Raw genomic sequence first — 17,449 nt, forward strand, 5'->3', positions numbered from 1 at the left:
TTTTTATCCTTCATTTTCTAATATGAGTTTTTTAAGAACAGCCATTCTAATGGCCACTCCATTTTTAACTTGTTTTAAAACTAAAGTTCTTTCATCGCTCATCATTTCATCGCTTATGTCAATATTGCGATTTACAGGGCCTGGATGTAGTAAAATAAGCTTTTTATCTTTTACTAAGCTTTTTTGAATACAAAAATCATTTGCATAGTCTTTAAGTGAAGCGTAAACGGTTTTATTATGTCTTTCTGTTTGTGTTCTAAGACTCATGATAATATCTGAATTTGCTATGATATTCTCATCAAGCTTATAATGTTTTTTAAGATGGGTATTAGGCATAAAATGCGGTGGAGCTACTAGGGTAATATCAAGATTAAATCTGCTTAAAAGTTCTATATTAGACGCTGCAACGCGGGAATTTTTAATATCACCTACGATGCAAATTTTCTTACCTTCGACATCACCTTGAAAATGATTATAAATAGTAAATAAATCTAGCAAAGCTTGAGTAGGATGGGCGTGTTTTCCATCTCCTCCATTAACAACTGGACAATGCATATGCTTTGCTAATATCAAGGGAACTCCTGAGTTTGCGTGTCTTACAACAATAGCATTAGGACTCATGGCATCTAAATTAGCAGCAGTATCATAAAGAGTTTCTCCTTTGCTAGAGCTTGATCTTGAAACATCAAGGCGTAAAACCCTAGCGCCTAATCTTCTTGCAGCGCTTTCAAAAGATGAAAGGGTGCGTGTAGAGTTTTCAAAAAAAATTGTCGTGATACTTTTTCCTTTAAGAAAAGTTCTAGGTTTTTCATCTAAGAAATCACTTGCTTCTTTAAAAAGCTCCATAATTTCGACTTTATTAAAATCTTTTGTAGTGATGAGATGACGCATGTTTTTACCTTATTTGATATTGTAATTTAATTCATTTTTAGAACAAATTGCTGTAAAAAGAACATCTGTAGAACTATTTAAAGCAGTTTCAACACTATCTTGAATAACCCCTATAATAAAACCTATGGCAACTACCTTCATAGCAATATCATAGTCTATATTAAATAAAGAACAAGCCAAAGGTATAAGCAGTAAAGATCCGCCCGCAACTCCGCTAGCCCCACAAGCTGCAAAGGTAGCAATAATGCTTAATAAAAAGGCTTGTAAAAGACTGATTTCTATACCAACGGTATTGGCTGCAGTAAGACTTAAAATAGCTATAGTAACTGCTGCTCCTGCCATGTTGATAGTAGCTCCTAAAGGTATAGAAATGCCATAAAATTCTTTATCTATGCCAAGTTTAGCGCAAAGTGCCATATTTACAGGAATATTTGCCGCTGAACTTCTTGTAAAAAAGGCAAAAAATGCACTGTGCCTTAAGCAGATAAAAATCAAAGGAAAAGGATTTTTTCTTGTATAAAAAAAGACTATTAAGGCATTGATAACAAAAGTAACAAAAAGCATAGTAGCTACAAGTAAAATTAAAAGTTTTACATAACTTAGTAAACCTTGTGCTCCTGTTTGTGCTACAGAATTAGCCACAAGTCCAAAAATTCCAAAAGGAGCAAGTTTTACTACAAATTTAACAATTTTTAAAACCCCTTCATTAATGTCTATAAAAACTTGTTTTGCTTCGTTAGAACAGTGTTTTAATGCTATACCTCCAGCTATTGCCCAAGTTAAAATTCCTAAATAATTTCCACTTGAAAGAGCATTTATGGGATTATCAACAATTTTAAATAAAAGATCTTTGAAAATATCACTCATGTGGGTTGGAGATGAGTTTGTAGCAGTTTGAACTCCATCTAAAACAAGCTTTACAGGGAAGAAAAAATTAGCAAGAACTGCACAAGCTGAAGCAAAAAAGGTGCCTACTATATATAAAATGATAATATTTTTGATCTTAGCACCACTTTGAGAAAAATCTTTAGTGCAAATTGAGGTTAAAATTAAAATAAAAACAAGCATAGGAGCGATAGCTTTTAAGGCACTTGTAAAAAGTATTCCAAGTAAATTTGCAATTTCAGATATTTCTTTAGAACTAATGCCTATAAGTATTCCTAGTGCTATACCTATACAAATTTGAACTATGAGGTTGCCTTTAGCGTAGCTTTGAATGATTTTAGAAAACATAAAAACCTTTTAAATATTTTTTATATCAGAAGTTGATTTTAGCTAACTTTTGCTTAATTTTAGAGAATTTTTAATTTATCAAGCTTTGATAAGTTTATTTGGATACAATTGTGGTTCATTTTAAATGAAAGGACTTTTTATGTATCTATTCACTTCAGAAGTCGTAAGTGCAGGTCATCCAGACAAGTGCGCTGATATAATCGCTGATACGATAGTGGATATACTCTTGAAAAATGACAAAAATTCAAGGGTGGCGAGTGAGGTTTTTGTCGCAGGAAATAAGGTTGTGATAGGAGGCGAAGTTAAGTCAAATCACAAACTTAGTAAAGCTGATTACGATAATTTAGTTAAAGATGTTTTAAAAAACATTGGTTATGACGGAGCAGGGCATTTTAGTAAAGAGCAGTGTTTGCATCCTGATGAAGTTGATGTTATGGTGTTTTTAAATGAACAAAGCCCTGATATCAATCAAGGTGTCGATCAAGAAGATGGCGAAACAGGAGCAGGCGATCAAGGTATTATGTTTGGTTTTGCAAGTTGCGAAGCTGAAGAATACATGCCAGCAGCTATTAGTTATGCAAGAATGCTATGCGATAGAGTTTATGCTTATGCAAAAGCAAATCCACATGAACTTGGAGTAGATATTAAAACTCAAGTAACTATTGATTATGGTACTAAGGCGAATTTTGAAAATTGCGAACCGCAAAGTATCCATACTATAGTAGTTTCTGCACCTTGTGTTGAAAGTATGAAAATAGAAGATTTAAGATCTTTGGTGATGAAACTTATCTTAGATAGTAATTTACCAAAAGAACTTTTTGATCCTAATAAAACTAGAATTTTAATTAATCCAACTGGTAAATATGTCAATCACTCTTCTTTGCATGATAGTGGTTTAACAGGAAGAAAACTTATAGTAGATAGTTTTGGAGGTTATTCTCCAATAGGTGGTGGCGCACAATCGAGCAAAGATTATACTAAGGTTGATAGAAGTGGACTTTATGCAGGTAGATGGCTAGCTAAAAACATAGTTGCAGCAGGGCTTGCTAAAAAATGTATTGTTCAACTTAGCTATGCTATAGGTGTTGCAAAACCTACTTCGGTAAGCGTGGATTGTATGGGTACAAATACCAGTGTAAATGATGATGTTTTAAGTGATTTTGTAATGCAAAATTTCTCTTTAACACCAAATTGGATTCGCGATAAATTTCATCTGGATAAACCAAGTAAAGAAACTTTTCTTTATGCAGATGTAGCAGCTCGTGGGCAAGTAGGACAAAAGGACTATCCTTGGGAAAAACTTGATGCTCTAGAGCAGTTTAAAAAACTACTTTAAAAAATTAACAATATTATACAAGCTTAAATAAGGCTTGTATAATTATAAAGAATTAATAAAGTTATATTAATTTTTGACTTAGAGGGATATTTTTCAATATCCCCCATAAATATAAAAGTTAGGAAGGAAGCTAAATTAATTTAGCTTTTGGGGTAAAAACCCCTCTAAGTCAAAATATTGTTTGACAGAATTATAATATAAAATAACTTAAATTACTTTAAAATTAAAATTTTAATATTATTTTTTATCATTAAATATTTCTTTGGATAAATTTTTCCAATCTTTACTTAAAAGCTTTTTAGGGAGTATAACTATATTCTCTTTGCCATTTGTAGCATGATAAACACTAACCCCATATTTACTTGCATAAAATTTCATTAAGAGTTGCTGGAGTTTGTATTCGCTGCTATTATTAAACCAAGCATTGTTGCTTAGGGCTATAATAATTTGTGAATTTTGATAGTTTTGTTCTTTGGTAGCTTCATAACAAATTGCATTTGTGATAATTTGATTATCTAATTTATATTTGCTTTGTATAGGACCTTTAGAAAATTCTTCAATATTTTTAAGAAAATATTTTTTTGTTAAGTCTTTAAAAAATGGAATTTCTTCACCAAAGGGAACTAAAAAATACTTATTTAAAATATAGACATTGCCTTTTTTAAAGATATAAGTGCTATTGTAAGTATGCTCTTTTTCAACATGAAATGCTCCTGTAATAATGGTGATTTTATAAGATAATTCTTTAAGCATAAGCTCATATTTGGTATTTTTTAAATCAAAAGCAAAAGCGGTTTCAGGCAAGATTACAAGTTCTTTTTTTTCATTTATAGCTTGAAGTATATCTTGAATTAAGATATCAGAATTTGATTTTAAATTTTCTTGTAAAAATTTTTGATCTTGAGAGATATTAGTATTGATGAGTTTGTAGTTTAAATTAAGAGTTTGAGCTTGTTTTTCATTATATTGAAATCCACTAAAGAATAAAATAAGAACAATTGCTATTTTATAATATCTTGATATATAACCCTCATAGATGAAATATGCTATTAAAAATATGCAAATAATGCCACGATAACTTGGGTCAAAAAAACCATAAACTGTAAAAATCCCCCAATTAAACCAATCAAATCCTAAAGGATGGATAAAACTTATGCAAAAAATTCCACAAAGCCTTAAAAAATCAAATTTTAATAAATAACATAATCTAAAAAGTAACCCATAAATAAAACCAATGATAATTGGTATAATTGGTACTAAATAGTTTAGATTAAAATAAATTGAAGATAAACCAATCCACCAAAACCAAAGAATCCCTACAAAAAAACCTATCCAAAAATATTGTTTAGAAGTTTTACTTTTTAGAAGTAAAACTAACCCCCAAATAGCTAAAAATGGACTAATGGTTTGTGTAAAAATATTTTCAAAAAATGATAGATAAATAGAATTTGAAAGTAAAATTGCAATAAAAAAGACTTTTATTATTTTAAAAATGATAGAATTAGTGTTTAATTTTTTTGGAATAAAGGAAAAATATGGCAGAAAATTCAATTTTAACTTCATTGTTACCTCTTGTAGTGTTATTTGCAATTTTTTATTTCTTGGTAATTAGACCACAACAAAAACAAGCAAAAGCACATAAACAAATGCTTGAGTCTTTGCAAAAAGGAGATAAAATCATCACCAATGGCGGACTTATTTGTGAAGTCGTAAAACCAGAGGAGGATTTTATCAAAGTTAAGCTTAATGAAGATAATGTTACTGCAAAAATTTCAAGAGAATTTATAGCAAAGAAAATTGATGCGTAATTCTAAAATCAATTATCGCTTGATTATTTTTATGGCGGTATTTATTTTTGGAGTGGCTTTTTCACTCCCTTCTTTTTTGCAGTCAGAACGTGGTGCGAAGATTAATTTAGGTCTTGATTTGCAAGGTGGGCTTTATATGCTCTTAGGTGTAGATAATGAAGAAGCTGTAAAATCTAAAATAAAATCAATTGCATCTTCATTGAGTTATTCTTTTAATAAAGAAAATATTTTAAATGATGGCTTAAATACCCATGATGATATTTTAGAATTTACTTTGCTCGATAATGCGGATGTTGCAAAAGTTGAAAATTTGCTTAAAGAAATAAAAGGAATTAATATACAAAGTGAAAATATGCACTATAAAATTTCTTTTACCTCAGAAGAAGTAAAAAATATAGAAAATTTTGCACTTTTACAAGCAGTTGAAACCATAAGAAATAGGCTTGATCAATTTGGTTTAGCAGAGCCAACAGTTGCTAAACAAGGTGATGATAAGATTTTGGTTGAACTTGCTGGGATTAAAACCAAAGAAGACGAATTAAGAGCAAAAGAACGCATCACAAAAGCAGCACATTTGCAACTTATGGAAGTTGATGATTCTAAAATGGGTCAAGCTTCTACAATGAGTGATGCTGAGGCTGCGAGTTATGGACTGATTTTAGTGCCTGATTCTAGAAATCCAAATTTAAAATATACCTTAAAAAGTATACCTATTTTAGATGGATCTATGCTTACTGATGCTAGAGTAGGACTTAGCGATAAGAGTAATTATCCTGTGATTAATTTTACTTTAAATGCCGAGGGTTCTAAAAAATTTGCTGATTATACAGGAGCAAATGTTGGAAAGCGTCTTGCTATTGTACTTGATAATAAAGTATATTCTGCTCCATCTATTAATGAACGCATAGGCGGAGGTAGTGGGCAAATCAGTGGAGCTTTTACTCAAGAAGAAGCACGCGATGTGGCGGTAGCTTTAAGAAGTGGAGCTTTGCTTGCGCCTGTAAAATTACTTGAACAAAGAAGCATAGGACCATCTTTAGGTGCTGATAGTATTAAAATGAGTATGATAGCCTTAATCGGTGCATCGGTTTTTATTGTAGTATTTATGATGATGTATTACGGTGTGGCAGGAATTTTTGCAAATATTGCAATGCTAGTTAATGTTTTGGTAGTAGTTGCCGTTATGGCTATGTTTGGAGCAACTTTAACTTTACCAGGGATGGCAGGACTTGTTTTAACTGTGGGTATGGCAGTAGATGCAAATGTGATTATCAATGAGCGTATACGAGAACTCTTGCGAGATGGAGTAAATATAAGAGTTAGTATAGAACAAGGTTATAAAAATGCTATGAGTGCGATTATAGATTCAAATATCACTTCTTTAGTTACTTCGGTAGCACTTTATGCCTATGGAATAGGAGCAGTTAAAGGTTTTGCTGTGACTTTGGGAATTGGTATCGTTGTTTCTATGATTACAGCTATTTTAGGAACTCACGGAATGTTTGATTATTTTATGCAACGCATAGAAAAAAATAATAATACAAGATTTTGGTTTGGTTATAGGAGAAGATAATGCAGTTTTTTAGCGAAAAGAAAATTTATGATTTTATGAGAATGCGTTTTGCTGCTATTTCCTTTTCTTTTATTTTGTTTTTTAGTTCTATTTATTTACTTTGGGATAGGGGTTTGCAATATGGCATTGATTTTAGCGGAGGAACTTTAGTTCAGCTTAAATATGAAAATGCAGCTCCTATAACGCAAATTCGAGAAATTTTAGAAAATCAAGGAACTTTTCAAAATTTATCTGTAACTGAGTTTGGAAGCAATGAAGAAGTAACTATACGCTTTTTAGGAAGTAATGATAATGTAAGCAATGATATAGGTGAGCATATAAGCATTCTTTTAAAGGATACGGGAAAATTTGAAGTGCGTCGTGCTGATGTGGTAGGTCCAAAAGTAGGTGATGAACTTAGAAATAAAGGACTTATGGCTATAGCTGTATCTTTGATAGCAATTTTAATTTATATAGCATTGCGTTTTGAGTGGCGTTTTGCTCTTGCGGCTATAATCAGTGAAATTCATGATGTTGTGATTACTTTAGGGGCAATTTCTTTATTTAAAATTGATGTCAATTTAGATACTTTGGCTGCTGTTTTAACTGTGCTTGGGTACTCTTTAAATGATACAATTATTATTTTTGATAGAATCAGAGAAGGTATTAAAACAAGTAAAAAAACCGAACTTGCACCTATTATTAATGAAAGTGTTTCAGCAACTTTATCAAGAACGGTTTTAACTTCAGGGTTGACTTTAGCAACCGTTGTGATACTTTATTTCTTTGGCGGGGAAATGATACAAGGATTTTCTTTGGCTTTAATTGTAGGTATTATAGCGGGAACTTTAAGCTCTATCTTTGTTGCAAGTCCGACATTATTATGGTTTAAATTTAGTGTGCTTGAGTTTAGAAATAAAGAAATTGAAAAAGCAAAAAGAAAACAAGATAAAGAACGCAATCGTGCAATGTATGAAAAAGGAACTGTGTAAGGAGAATTTATGGCTTATGAAGCAAGTTTAATAGAAAAAAAATGGCAAAAAATTTGGGATGAAAATGAATATTTTGAGCCAAAAGATGACTTAAATTTGCCTAAAAAATATATTTTATCGATGTTTCCTTATCCTAGTGGACGCATTCATATGGGGCATGTAAGAAATTATACTATAGGTGATGCTTTGGCAAGATATTATCGCAAGATAGGTTTTAATGTTTTACATCCTATAGGTTTTGATAGTTTTGGTATGCCTGCTGAAAATGCAGCTATTAAACATAAAATTCATCCTAAGTCATGGACTTATGAAAATATAGCTTATATGAAAAAAGAACTTTTTTCTTTAGGTTTTTCTTTTTCTAAAAAAAGAATGCTTGCTACTTCAGATCCACTTTATACAAAATTTGAGCAAGAATTTTTTATTAAGATGTTTGAAAAAGGTTTGATTTACACTAAAGAAGCAAATGTAAATTGGTGTGAACAAGATCAAACGGTTTTGGCTAATGAACAAGTTGAAGACGGAAAATGTTGGCGTTGTGGTCATGAAGTAGTGCAGAAAAAAATGCCAGGTTATTATGTAAAAATCACTGCTTATGCTGAGGAACTTTTAAAAGATTTAGAAGAATTAAAAGATAAATGGCCTAATCAAGTTTTAACTATGCAAGAAAATTGGATAGGTAAAAGTGAAGGTTTGGAATTTTCTTTAAATTTAGACGAAGAAAGTAAGCAAAAAACCAAAGAAAGTTCTTTAGAAGTTTTTACTACAAGAGCAGATACAATTTATGGAGTTTCGTATATCGCTTTAGCTCCAGAACATAAGATTGTTCAAAATTTGCTTTCACAAAATTTATTAAATCAAGATGTATTAAATAAAATCAAAGTTATTCAAAATCAAAGCCCAAGAGAAAGACAAAGTTCTGAAAAAGAAGGTTATTTTTTAGGAATTTATGCCATTCATCCTTTAAGCGGAGAAAAAATTCCTTTATGGGTGGCTAATTTTGTCTTGGCTGATTATGGTAGTGGAGCGGTTATGGCTGTTCCAGCTCATGATGAAAGAGATTTTGAATTTGCAACAAAATATAATCTTGCCATCAAACAAGTTATTCAAACTCAAGAAAATTTACCTTATACGCAAAAATCAGGAAAATTAATCCATAGTCAAGAATTTGATAATCTTGATTGTAATGAAGCAAGATTAAAAATCATTTCTCAGTTTGAAGCTAAAAATATAGGAAAAAGGGTTGTAAATTTTAAAATTCGTGATTGGGGTGTTTCGCGTCAAAGATATTGGGGTGCGCCTATTCCTATGATTAAATGTCAAAGTTGTGGTGTAGTGCCTCAAAAACTAGAAAATTTACCTATTACTCTGCCTGAAGATGTGCAAATTACAGGTGAGGGTAATCCACTTGATAAACATCCAACTTGGAAAAATTGTATCTGTCCAAAATGTGGTAAAGAGGCTCAAAAAGAAAGTGATACTTTAGATACTTTTTTTGAAAGTTCTTGGTATTTTGCACGTTTTGCAAGTGATGAGAAAACTTGGCAGGAAAAAGCTTTAGATGAAAAAAGTGTAAAGTATTGGATGAGTGTGGATCAATATATAGGTGGTATTGAACATGCAATCTTGCATTTACTTTATGCGAGATTTTTCCAAAAAGCTTTAAGAGACTTGGGTTATTTAACACAAAATGAACCTTTTGATAGACTTTTAACTCAGGGTATGGTGTTAAAAGATGGTGCTAAAATGTCAAAATCAAAAGGCAATGTTGTGGATCCTGATGAGATTATAGAAAAATATGGTGCTGATACCGCAAGACTTTTTATACTTTTTGCTGCACCTCCGGCTAAAGAACTTGAATGGAATGATGATGCGGTTGAAGGGGCTTATAGATTTATTTGTAAACTCTATGATAGAGCGCAAAATGTTAAAAAAGGTGAGCTTGTAGAATTAAAACAAGAAAATTTAAATAAAGAAGAAAAATATGCAAGATTAAAGGTGTATGAAGCTTTAAAAAAATCTTTTGAAGTTTATCATCAGAGTTTTACTTTTAATACTTTAATTGCAGCTTGTATGGAAGCTTTAAATGCTTTAGCGCTTTGTAAAAATGAGGCTTTGGAACAAGAGGCTTTTTATATTATTTTAAATATCTTAGAGCCTATTATTCCTCATGTTTGTTTTGAGCTTAGCGAGGAGCTTTTTAAATGTAAAAATTTCAAAAAATTAGAACTTAAAGAAGAGGTTTTTGTAAAAGATACTTTAAATTTAGCTGTAAGTATCAATGGTAAGAAAAGGGCTGAATTTGAAATTTCAAGTAGTGCGAGTAAAGAAGAAATTTTAGCTTTTGCAAAAGAAAATACCGCTAAATGGCTCGAAGGTAAAAGTATAGTTAAAGAAATTTATGTGGAAGGAAAGCTAGTTAATCTAGTAATCAAATGAAAAAGATTTTGATTTTTTGTATAGGTTTATTTTTAGGTGCTTGTGGATATATTCCTACATCAAAAATCGCTAATAATATTTTTGATGAGAAAGTTTATGTTAATGTTGAATTAAGTCAACAGGATCCAAAAAATAGTATCTATGTTGCTGACACTTTAAAAGAAATGGTGATTTCAAAACTAGGGCGTAAGCTTGCTTTAAAACATGAAGCTGATGATGTAATCAATGTTAAAATGAACAATTTAGAATTTATTCCTTTGGCCTATGATAAAAATGGCTATGTTATTAGTTATAAAGCTAAGTTAAATTTAGATTTTAATGTTGTTTTTAAAGATGGCTCAAGTCAGGCTTTTAGTACAAGTGGGAGTTATAATTTTGAAATTTCTCCAAATAGCATTATTAGTGATTCTGCAAGGTATGAGGCTATTAGAGCGGCTTCAAGTGAGGCATTTGATGAGTTTATTTCCGTAATTGCTATTAAAGGGCAAAAACGTGGTTCCAAATACTAATGAAATAGCAAAGCAAACTTTAATTACATTAAAAGAAAGAAAACTAAAGCCAACCCCTGAAAATTATACGGAAATTTTTGAAGAATTATCTTTAAAATATGGTATCACAAGCTCAAATAAAGCTAAACTTGACAAATACAAAACCTTGCTTTTACCGATTTATCAACAAGAATTAAATTCTAAAACTATAAGAAGTTTAGAAGAACTAATTAGTTTTTTAATTTCTGCTTTAAATAGACAAAGTGGAAAACAATTTAGTGAATTTTTTGATTTTTTATCTACTATATCTAAAACCTTGCAAATAAGTAAAGATAAAAAAATAAGAGATTTGGCTAAAGTGACTTCGATTAGAATTTCTAAAACTATGGATAGTGAAAGTATTTACTTGCTTACTAAAAAATGGAAAGAGCTTGAAAGAAATTATGATGAAAATGACTTAGAGGAGCAAGCTCGTAAATATGGCGTTAGCAAATATGATGATTATGATAGTGTGATTAAAAAACTTTTAGTCAAACTTGAAGAGCGTAGTTATGAGCGTTTTAGTGAATTATTATGTTTGGGTTTAAATCCTTCATTGGTAGAAGATTTAAAAATTCAAGGTTTTATACAAAATTTAACGCAAAAACCTTTTGTAATAGGTGAAGAAAATTTTAAGAACGAATTAATGGGATTTATCAATCATCGTATAATGGTTGATAATATATATGTCCAAAAAAATTTAAATTTTTTTAATGATAATTTAAAAAAAATCAATGAATTGCTTATTTTGCTCAATAAATCGAATGAACAAAATATGGATTTTATTAACACCTTAAAACCAGATGAAAATGGGGAAGTAAAACTTAGTTTTGAAGATTTAAAATTAAAATTTAAAAAACTTGGAGAAAAAATTACATCTTTAAATAATCAAATTGAATTCACACAAAGCTTAGAGGAGAGAGAGGCTTGGAGTGTTCTTAAAGAGCTTGATAAAATGGATGAAAATTTTAATAAGTATAAAGTTAATTATTCTTTAGCTTTATTTTCTATAGTAAATTACCGTTTTATTATGGAAAAATATGGCATGGGAAGTTTGAATGAAATTTTTGTGCGATTTAAAAAAATTCTAAAAGATTCTTGTAGCGAATTTGATGAGCTGTGGATGATAGATGAAAAGAGTTATTTGATTGTTTCTCCAGGAAAAAGCAAAGATGAAATTACACAGCTTGTAAATACAAATCTTAAAACTATAGAAAATTTTAGATTTATTTATAAGCAAGATATTATAACTCCTAAAATTCACGTGGCTTATCTTGATAAGCAAAGTAAACCAAGTATTAATATTTTAGATGAGTTAATAAAGCAAATTGCAGCGGTTAATGAACAATATAATGAAAGTTGAGAATTTTTTAGCTCAAAAAAGTATAAATTACGATAAAATTGATCGTTTTTTGATGTTTAGAATGTATGAAAAATATAAGAAATATTTTAAAAATATTCCTATAATCCAAGTTATAGGTACAAATGGCAAAGGTAGCACGGGTAGATATTTAACCCAACTTTTAGAAAATTTAAATTATAAAATAGGACATTATACTAGTCCGCATATTTTCAGTTTTAATGAAAGATTTTATCTTGATGGTAAGATTGCAAATGATGAAGAATTAGAACAAGCTCATGAAAATCTTGAAGAAATTTTTAAACAAGACTTGCAAAAATTAAGTTATTTTGAATACGCTACTTTTTTAGCTATGATTTTATTTCAAAAATGCGATTTCATTGTTTTAGAAGCAGGAGTGGGTGGAGAATATGATGCTACTTCTGTTTTTGAAAGAAGAATGAATATTTTTACAAGAATTGGATTTGACCATATTCAAATTTTGGGCAATTCTTTAGAAGATATTGCAAGAACCAAGCTTAAAGTTATGGCGCCTATAGCACTTATAAGTGATGAGCAAGAGCAAAATGTTTTAAATTTAGCAAAAAAAATTGCTTTTTTAAAAAAAGCTAATTTGCAAGTTTCTTCCTTAAATCCTTTTTTGAAAGAAAAATTTGAGATTTATTGTAAAAAGTTTGTTTTACCTTGTTTTTTAAAGCATAATTTAAAGCTTGCATTAAAGGCTTGTGAAATTTTAACTTCGCAAGAAAAAACTTTAGAAGCTTTAAAAAAGTTGCAAGAGTTAAATTTACAAGGAAGATGTCAAGAAATTTCTCCAAATTTTTTTGTTGATGTGGGTCATAATCCCATGGCTGCTAAGGCTATGCTTGATAAATTTCAAGGAGAAAAAATAAATCTTATTTATAATGCTTATTTGGATAAAGATATTTTTCAAATTTTAAATACATTAAAGCCTATTATTGATACAATACAAATATATAAATATAAAAGTGCAGAACGAAAGCTGGCTGATGATGAAATTTATAGTATTGCATCAAAGCTAGGCATACAATGTAAAGAATTTGTAAAATTGGAAGAAAATAAAAAAAATTTAGTTTTTGGTTCTTTTATACTGGTAGAAAATTTTTTAAAGGAGTGGTGTGGTAAAAAATAAATTCACTATTACCATTACAGATATTAACGGTTCAAGACATTTTTATTTAAATCAAATAATCAAAAAAATAGTTTTTTATACTATTGCTTTTATTGTTTTATTTTTAGTTTTTAGTGGTTTTTATATCAAATATCTTGATAGTAAACTTAGTGATATCAGTGAAAAGCGTGAGGAGCTTTTGAAAAAAAGCAAAGAATTGGAATTATCTAATTCGCAAATGCAAAAAAGCATAGAAGAAAAAACTCAGCAGTATGCAGCTATAGAAGATAAAATAGCTTCTTTTGAAGAGGCTTTGGGCTTAGAAGCAGAAAATAATCTTACAATTAGTGCAAGACTTGATAATCTTCAGCTTACCAATGAGCAGCAACTTGGAATTTTGGGGCAAATTCCTAATGGATGGCCTATTGAAAATAAAGGCATTACAGGAAATTTTGGCTGGAGAGAGCATCCGCTTTTAAAAAGAAGGGAATTTCATCCTGGTATTGATTTAAGAGCGGAAATTGGTACTCCTATTTATGCGCCAGCTAGTGGAGTAGTGGAATTTTCAGGTTATAGTGATAATGGCTATGGCTATAATGTAATTTTATTGCATAATTTTGGTTTTAAAACAGTATTTGCTCATATGATGCGCAAAGAAGTGGTTAAAGCAGGTCAATTTGTTAATAAAGGACAGTTGATAGGTTATAGTGGCAATACAGGTCTTTCTACGGGGCCGCATTTGCACTATGAGGTAAGGTTTATTAATAAAACTTTAGAACCTTTGTATTTTTTAAATTTGCAAAGAAAAAATATGAATGATTTTTTTAATCAAGAAAGGAGAGTTCCATGGCAATCTTTAATAAAGGCGGTATCAGCCCAGCATCCAGCTCTAGCTCAGAAACAACGGTAATTTCTTCAGGTGCAAGAATTGAGGGTAAATTTTATTTTGCTTCTATGCTTCATGTTGATGGGGAGTTAAGTGGTATTATTCATTCTGAAAGCATTGTAGTTATCGGAAAAAATGGAAATTTAAAAGGTGAATTACAAGCAGATAAAATTGTAGTAAATGGTTATTTTGAAGGACAGCTTGAAGCTAATAGTTTGGAAATTTTAGCGGGCGGAGTTGTAAATGGCGATGTTTCAACGCAAAAGATTTCTATAGAAAACGGCGGTCGCTTTAATGGGACTAGTAAAATTAAAGAAGATACTATCAAACTTATTGAAAATAACAACGAAGAATAATGCAAGCTTCATTCTATGAATACCTACAAAATCCAAAAATTTGTGAACTTTTGCTTTGTAAAGATGAAAAACAAGCAGATTTACTTGCTCAAGTTTCACGATTTAAGGGTTTAAAAACCTTTGTTTTACCTGATTTTAGAGCGCAGTTTGGAGATGATTTAAGGGCTTTTTCTAAAGAACTTTTTGATCTTTGCAAGATTTTAAATGCTTATCATAAAGAAGAAGAAAAAAAAATCCTTATTTCTCCTTTAAATACTGTTTTAAAAAAACTTCCTTCAAAAAAACATTTGCAAAATTATCATATCGATAAAAAACAAAATTTTGATTTGAAATGTTTTAAAGATGAAATTTCAAGATTGGGATATGAATTTGTAGATATAGTTCAGGATAAGGGTGAAATTTCGATTCGTGCCGATATTATTGATATTTTTTGTATCAATGAAGAAAACCCTATTAGAATTTTACTTTTTGGTGAAGAGATTGAAAGTATAAGATATTTTGATTTGCAAAGTCAAAAGTCTATTCCTAATGAACTGGAACATTTTGAAATTTGTCCTTTTTTAAAATATTTTGACAAAGAAAATTATGAAATTTTTAAGGACAAATTAGAAGATTTTCAAAGCGATACTTTAATACATGATATTAATTCTTTAGGGTTTTGGTGTATTGATGATTTTTTTGATTATTTGGAGCTTGATTTTTTAGCTTGTGAAAAGTTTGATATTAATGAATATGAAAAAGATATAAGTTTTGTGAATGCAAAAATTTTACCTCAAGCTAAAAAATTTAAAGAATTGCAAAGTTCTTACAATAAAGATTTTTTTGAATTTCATAAAAATAAAAAAATCACACTTTTAGCTAAAAACGAAGCTTTATTTAAAGCTTTAGAGCTTGAAGATACTCAAAATATCCATTTTATAAAAAGTGATTTAAGACTTAATCTTATTAGTCCTGAAGAGCTAATCATTTCTTTAAATCAAAAAGAAAAACAAAAAACAAGAAAAAAAGCTAGTTTGATTATAGATGAGCTTAAAAATGGGGATTATATAGTACACGAAGATTATGGGGTAGGTAAATTTTTAGGTCTTGAGATGATAGTGATAAGCGGAGCAAAAAAAGAGTTTGTTGCTATAGAGTATCAAAATTCTGACAAGCTTTTATTACCAGTGGAAAATCTTTATTTAATTGATAAATATTTGGGCGTGAGTGGATCTATTCCAAGCTTAGATAAACTAGGTAAAACAAGCTTTATTAAACTTAAAGAAAAATTAAAAACTAAACTTTTAGCCATAGCTTCTGAAATTGTTATTATGGCGGCTAAAAGATCTTTGGTGCAAGCAAAAAAAATTACAGTGGATTTAAATAGACAAGCTGATTTTATAGCTAGTGCGGGTTTTGTTTATACAAGTGATCAAGATAAAGCCTGTCATGAAATTTTGCAAGATTTTCAAAGTGGAAAAGTCATGGATAGGCTTTTAAGCGGTGATGTGGGTTTTGGAAAAACTGAAGTTGCTATGAATGCTATTTACTCAGTAGTTAAAAGCGGATTTTGTGCATTTTTATTTGCACCTACAACTTTGCTTTCTCATCAGCATTATAAAACCTTAAAAAAGCGTTTTGATCCTTTTGATATAGAGGTTTTTAAACTTGATCGCTTTGCAAGTAGTGCAGAAAAAAAACAGGTTTTACAAAATTTAAAAGAAAATAAAGCTTTTGTAGTTGTAGGAACTCATGCACTTTTAAGTGTAGAATGTGAAAATTTAGCTCTTGTTGTTATCGATGAGGAACATAAATTTGGAGTGAAACAAAAAGAAAAGCTTAAAGAAATCACTCAAAATTCACATATTTTATCCATGTCAGCAACCCCTATACCAAGAAGCTTAAATCAAGCTTTAAGTTCTATAAAATCTTATAGTGTTTTACAAACTCCACCAGAAGATAGAATAGATGTAAGAACTTTTGTTAAAGAAAATGATGACGCACTTTTAAAAGAAGCTATAGCAAGAGAGTTAAGACGTGGTGGGCAAATTTTTTATATTCATAATCATATTGCAAGTATAGAGCAGTGTAAAAAGCATTTATTAGAACTTTTTTCTACTTTGCGTATTTTGATTTTACATTCTAAAATTGATGCTAAGGTACAAGAAGAAGAAATGTTAAAATTTGAAAATAAAGAATATGATTTGCTTTTAAGTACTTCTATCGTAGAAAGTGGAATTGATTTGCCTAATGCAAATACTATCATAGTAGAAAAAAGCGATCGTTTTGGTATGGCTGATCTACACCAATTGCGTGGGCGTGTGGGAAGAAGTGATAAGCAAGGTTATTGTTATTTTTTAATTGAAGATAAAAATGCTATCACAAAAGATGCCTTAAAGCGTCTTGTTTCCTTAGAAAGTAATTCTTTTTTAGGCGCAGGTTCTATTTTGGCTTATCATGATCTTGAAATTCGTGGCGGTGGAAATTTATTAGGCGTGGATCAAAGTGGACATATCGAGCAAATTGGATATAGTTTATATCTTAAAATGTTAGAAGATGAACTTAATGCTTTAAGTAAAAATGAAGTGGATCAAAAAGAAAATAAACTTGATTTAAAACTCAATGTTAATGCCTTTTTAAATAGTGAGCTTATCAGCGAAGATCGCTTAAGATTAGAACTTTATAGAAGACTTAGCAAGTGTGAGCAAGTTTATGAGGTTTATGAGATTGAAGGTGAAATTGAAGATCGCTTTGGAAAACTTGACATTTATACTAAGCAATTTTTATCTTTGATTACTATTAAAATTTTAGCTTTAAATAAATTTAAAAGCATTAGTAACTATGAGCAAAATATTCAATTTACTGCTTTAAATGATGAAAAAGAACTCATCAAGGCAAAAAGCAAAGATGATGATGATATTTTAGAGGCAATTTTAACGCATTTAAGAAAGGCTTAAA

The 17,449-nt window shown here is 29.9% G+C and carries 14 protein-coding genes; 11 read left to right on the top strand and 3 right to left on the bottom strand.

The window, feature by feature from the left end; translation table 11 throughout:
• Nucleotides 1–3: 3 nt before the first annotated feature.
• Together ELQ06_RS05020 and sstT are read right to left on the bottom strand one after the other, a co-directional pair.
• The gene (locus ELQ06_RS05020; protein ID WP_002855708.1) at nucleotides 4–891 is read right to left on the bottom strand and encodes an aspartate carbamoyltransferase catalytic subunit; all 888 of its coding nucleotides are present in this window, start codon (nucleotides 889–891) and stop codon (nucleotides 4–6) included.
• 9 nt (nucleotides 892–900) lie between these two features.
• Complete coding sequence (sstT, locus tag ELQ06_RS05025) at nucleotides 901–2,124, bottom strand: serine/threonine transporter SstT (protein ID WP_002858067.1); 1,224 nt, start codon at nucleotides 2,122–2,124, stop codon at nucleotides 901–903.
• A gap of 139 nt (nucleotides 2,125–2,263) precedes the next feature.
• Here sstT and metK point away from each other — a divergent pair, with 139 nt between their 5' ends.
• A complete protein-coding gene (gene metK / locus ELQ06_RS05030) occupies nucleotides 2,264–3,460 on the top strand; it encodes a methionine adenosyltransferase (protein ID WP_002866117.1) in 1,197 nt (398 codons plus the stop codon).
• Nucleotides 3,461–3,697: 237 nt separating this feature from the next.
• Here metK and ELQ06_RS05035 read toward each other — a convergent pair whose 3' ends face one another.
• On the bottom strand, nucleotides 3,698–5,023 hold the full coding sequence (locus ELQ06_RS05035) for an apolipoprotein N-acyltransferase (RefSeq protein ID WP_052797670.1): 1,326 nt from the start codon (nucleotides 5,021–5,023) through the stop codon (nucleotides 3,698–3,700).
• Between ELQ06_RS05035 and yajC the strand changes: the two genes are divergently transcribed.
• Genes yajC through ELQ06_RS05085 form a run of 10 tightly spaced genes read left to right on the top strand, consistent with a single transcriptional unit; the run spans nucleotide 4,996 to nucleotide 17,448 of the window.
• Complete coding sequence (gene yajC, locus ELQ06_RS05040) at nucleotides 4,996–5,268, top strand: preprotein translocase subunit YajC (RefSeq protein ID WP_002786346.1); 273 nt, start codon at nucleotides 4,996–4,998, stop codon at nucleotides 5,266–5,268. The genes ELQ06_RS05035 and yajC overlap by 28 nt on opposite strands.
• A complete protein-coding gene (gene secD, locus ELQ06_RS05045; RefSeq protein WP_052797671.1) occupies nucleotides 5,261–6,841 on the top strand; it encodes a protein translocase subunit SecD in 1,581 nt (526 codons plus the stop codon). Before yajC ends, secD begins: the two co-directional genes overlap by 8 nt.
• The gene (gene secF, locus ELQ06_RS05050) at nucleotides 6,841–7,812 is read left to right on the top strand and encodes a protein translocase subunit SecF (protein ID WP_052781736.1); all 972 of its coding nucleotides are present in this window, start codon (nucleotides 6,841–6,843) and stop codon (nucleotides 7,810–7,812) included. Before secD ends, secF begins: the two co-directional genes overlap by 1 nt.
• A 9-nt stretch (nucleotides 7,813–7,821) precedes the next feature.
• The gene (gene leuS / locus ELQ06_RS05055; RefSeq protein WP_052781737.1) at nucleotides 7,822–10,251 is read left to right on the top strand and encodes a leucine--tRNA ligase; all 2,430 of its coding nucleotides are present in this window, start codon (nucleotides 7,822–7,824) and stop codon (nucleotides 10,249–10,251) included.
• On the top strand, nucleotides 10,248–10,760 hold the full coding sequence (gene lptE, locus ELQ06_RS05060) for an LPS assembly lipoprotein LptE (RefSeq protein ID WP_052781738.1): 513 nt from the start codon (nucleotides 10,248–10,250) through the stop codon (nucleotides 10,758–10,760). Before leuS ends, lptE begins: the two co-directional genes overlap by 4 nt.
• Entirely contained in the window at nucleotides 10,744–12,141 is a 1,398-nt protein-coding gene (locus tag ELQ06_RS05065; RefSeq protein ID WP_052781739.1) for a hypothetical protein, read from the top strand. The genes lptE and ELQ06_RS05065 overlap by 17 nt, the downstream gene beginning before the upstream one ends.
• Nucleotides 12,107–13,291, top strand: a complete 1,185-nt coding sequence (locus ELQ06_RS05070) for a folylpolyglutamate synthase/dihydrofolate synthase family protein (RefSeq protein ID WP_079460083.1) — start codon at nucleotides 12,107–12,109, stop codon at nucleotides 13,289–13,291. Before ELQ06_RS05065 ends, ELQ06_RS05070 begins: the two co-directional genes overlap by 35 nt.
• Nucleotides 13,278–14,180: a M23 family metallopeptidase gene (locus tag ELQ06_RS05075; protein ID WP_002936717.1), complete on the top strand. Its 903-nt coding sequence runs from the start codon at nucleotides 13,278–13,280 to the stop codon at nucleotides 14,178–14,180. Before ELQ06_RS05070 ends, ELQ06_RS05075 begins: the two co-directional genes overlap by 14 nt.
• Complete coding sequence (locus ELQ06_RS05080) at nucleotides 14,117–14,512, top strand: polymer-forming cytoskeletal protein (protein ID WP_052779707.1); 396 nt, start codon at nucleotides 14,117–14,119, stop codon at nucleotides 14,510–14,512. Before ELQ06_RS05075 ends, ELQ06_RS05080 begins: the two co-directional genes overlap by 64 nt.
• Nucleotides 14,512–17,448 (top strand): DEAD/DEAH box helicase, encoded by a 2,937-nt coding sequence (locus ELQ06_RS05085; RefSeq protein ID WP_052797673.1) that lies wholly within the window; start codon nucleotides 14,512–14,514, stop codon nucleotides 17,446–17,448. Before ELQ06_RS05080 ends, ELQ06_RS05085 begins: the two co-directional genes overlap by 1 nt.
• Nucleotide 17,449: the final 1 nt, after the last annotated feature.

The sequence above is a fragment of the Campylobacter sp. CH246 genome (assembly GCF_004378835.1).
Taxonomy (GTDB): domain Bacteria; phylum Campylobacterota; class Campylobacteria; order Campylobacterales; family Campylobacteraceae; genus Campylobacter_D; species Campylobacter_D jejuni.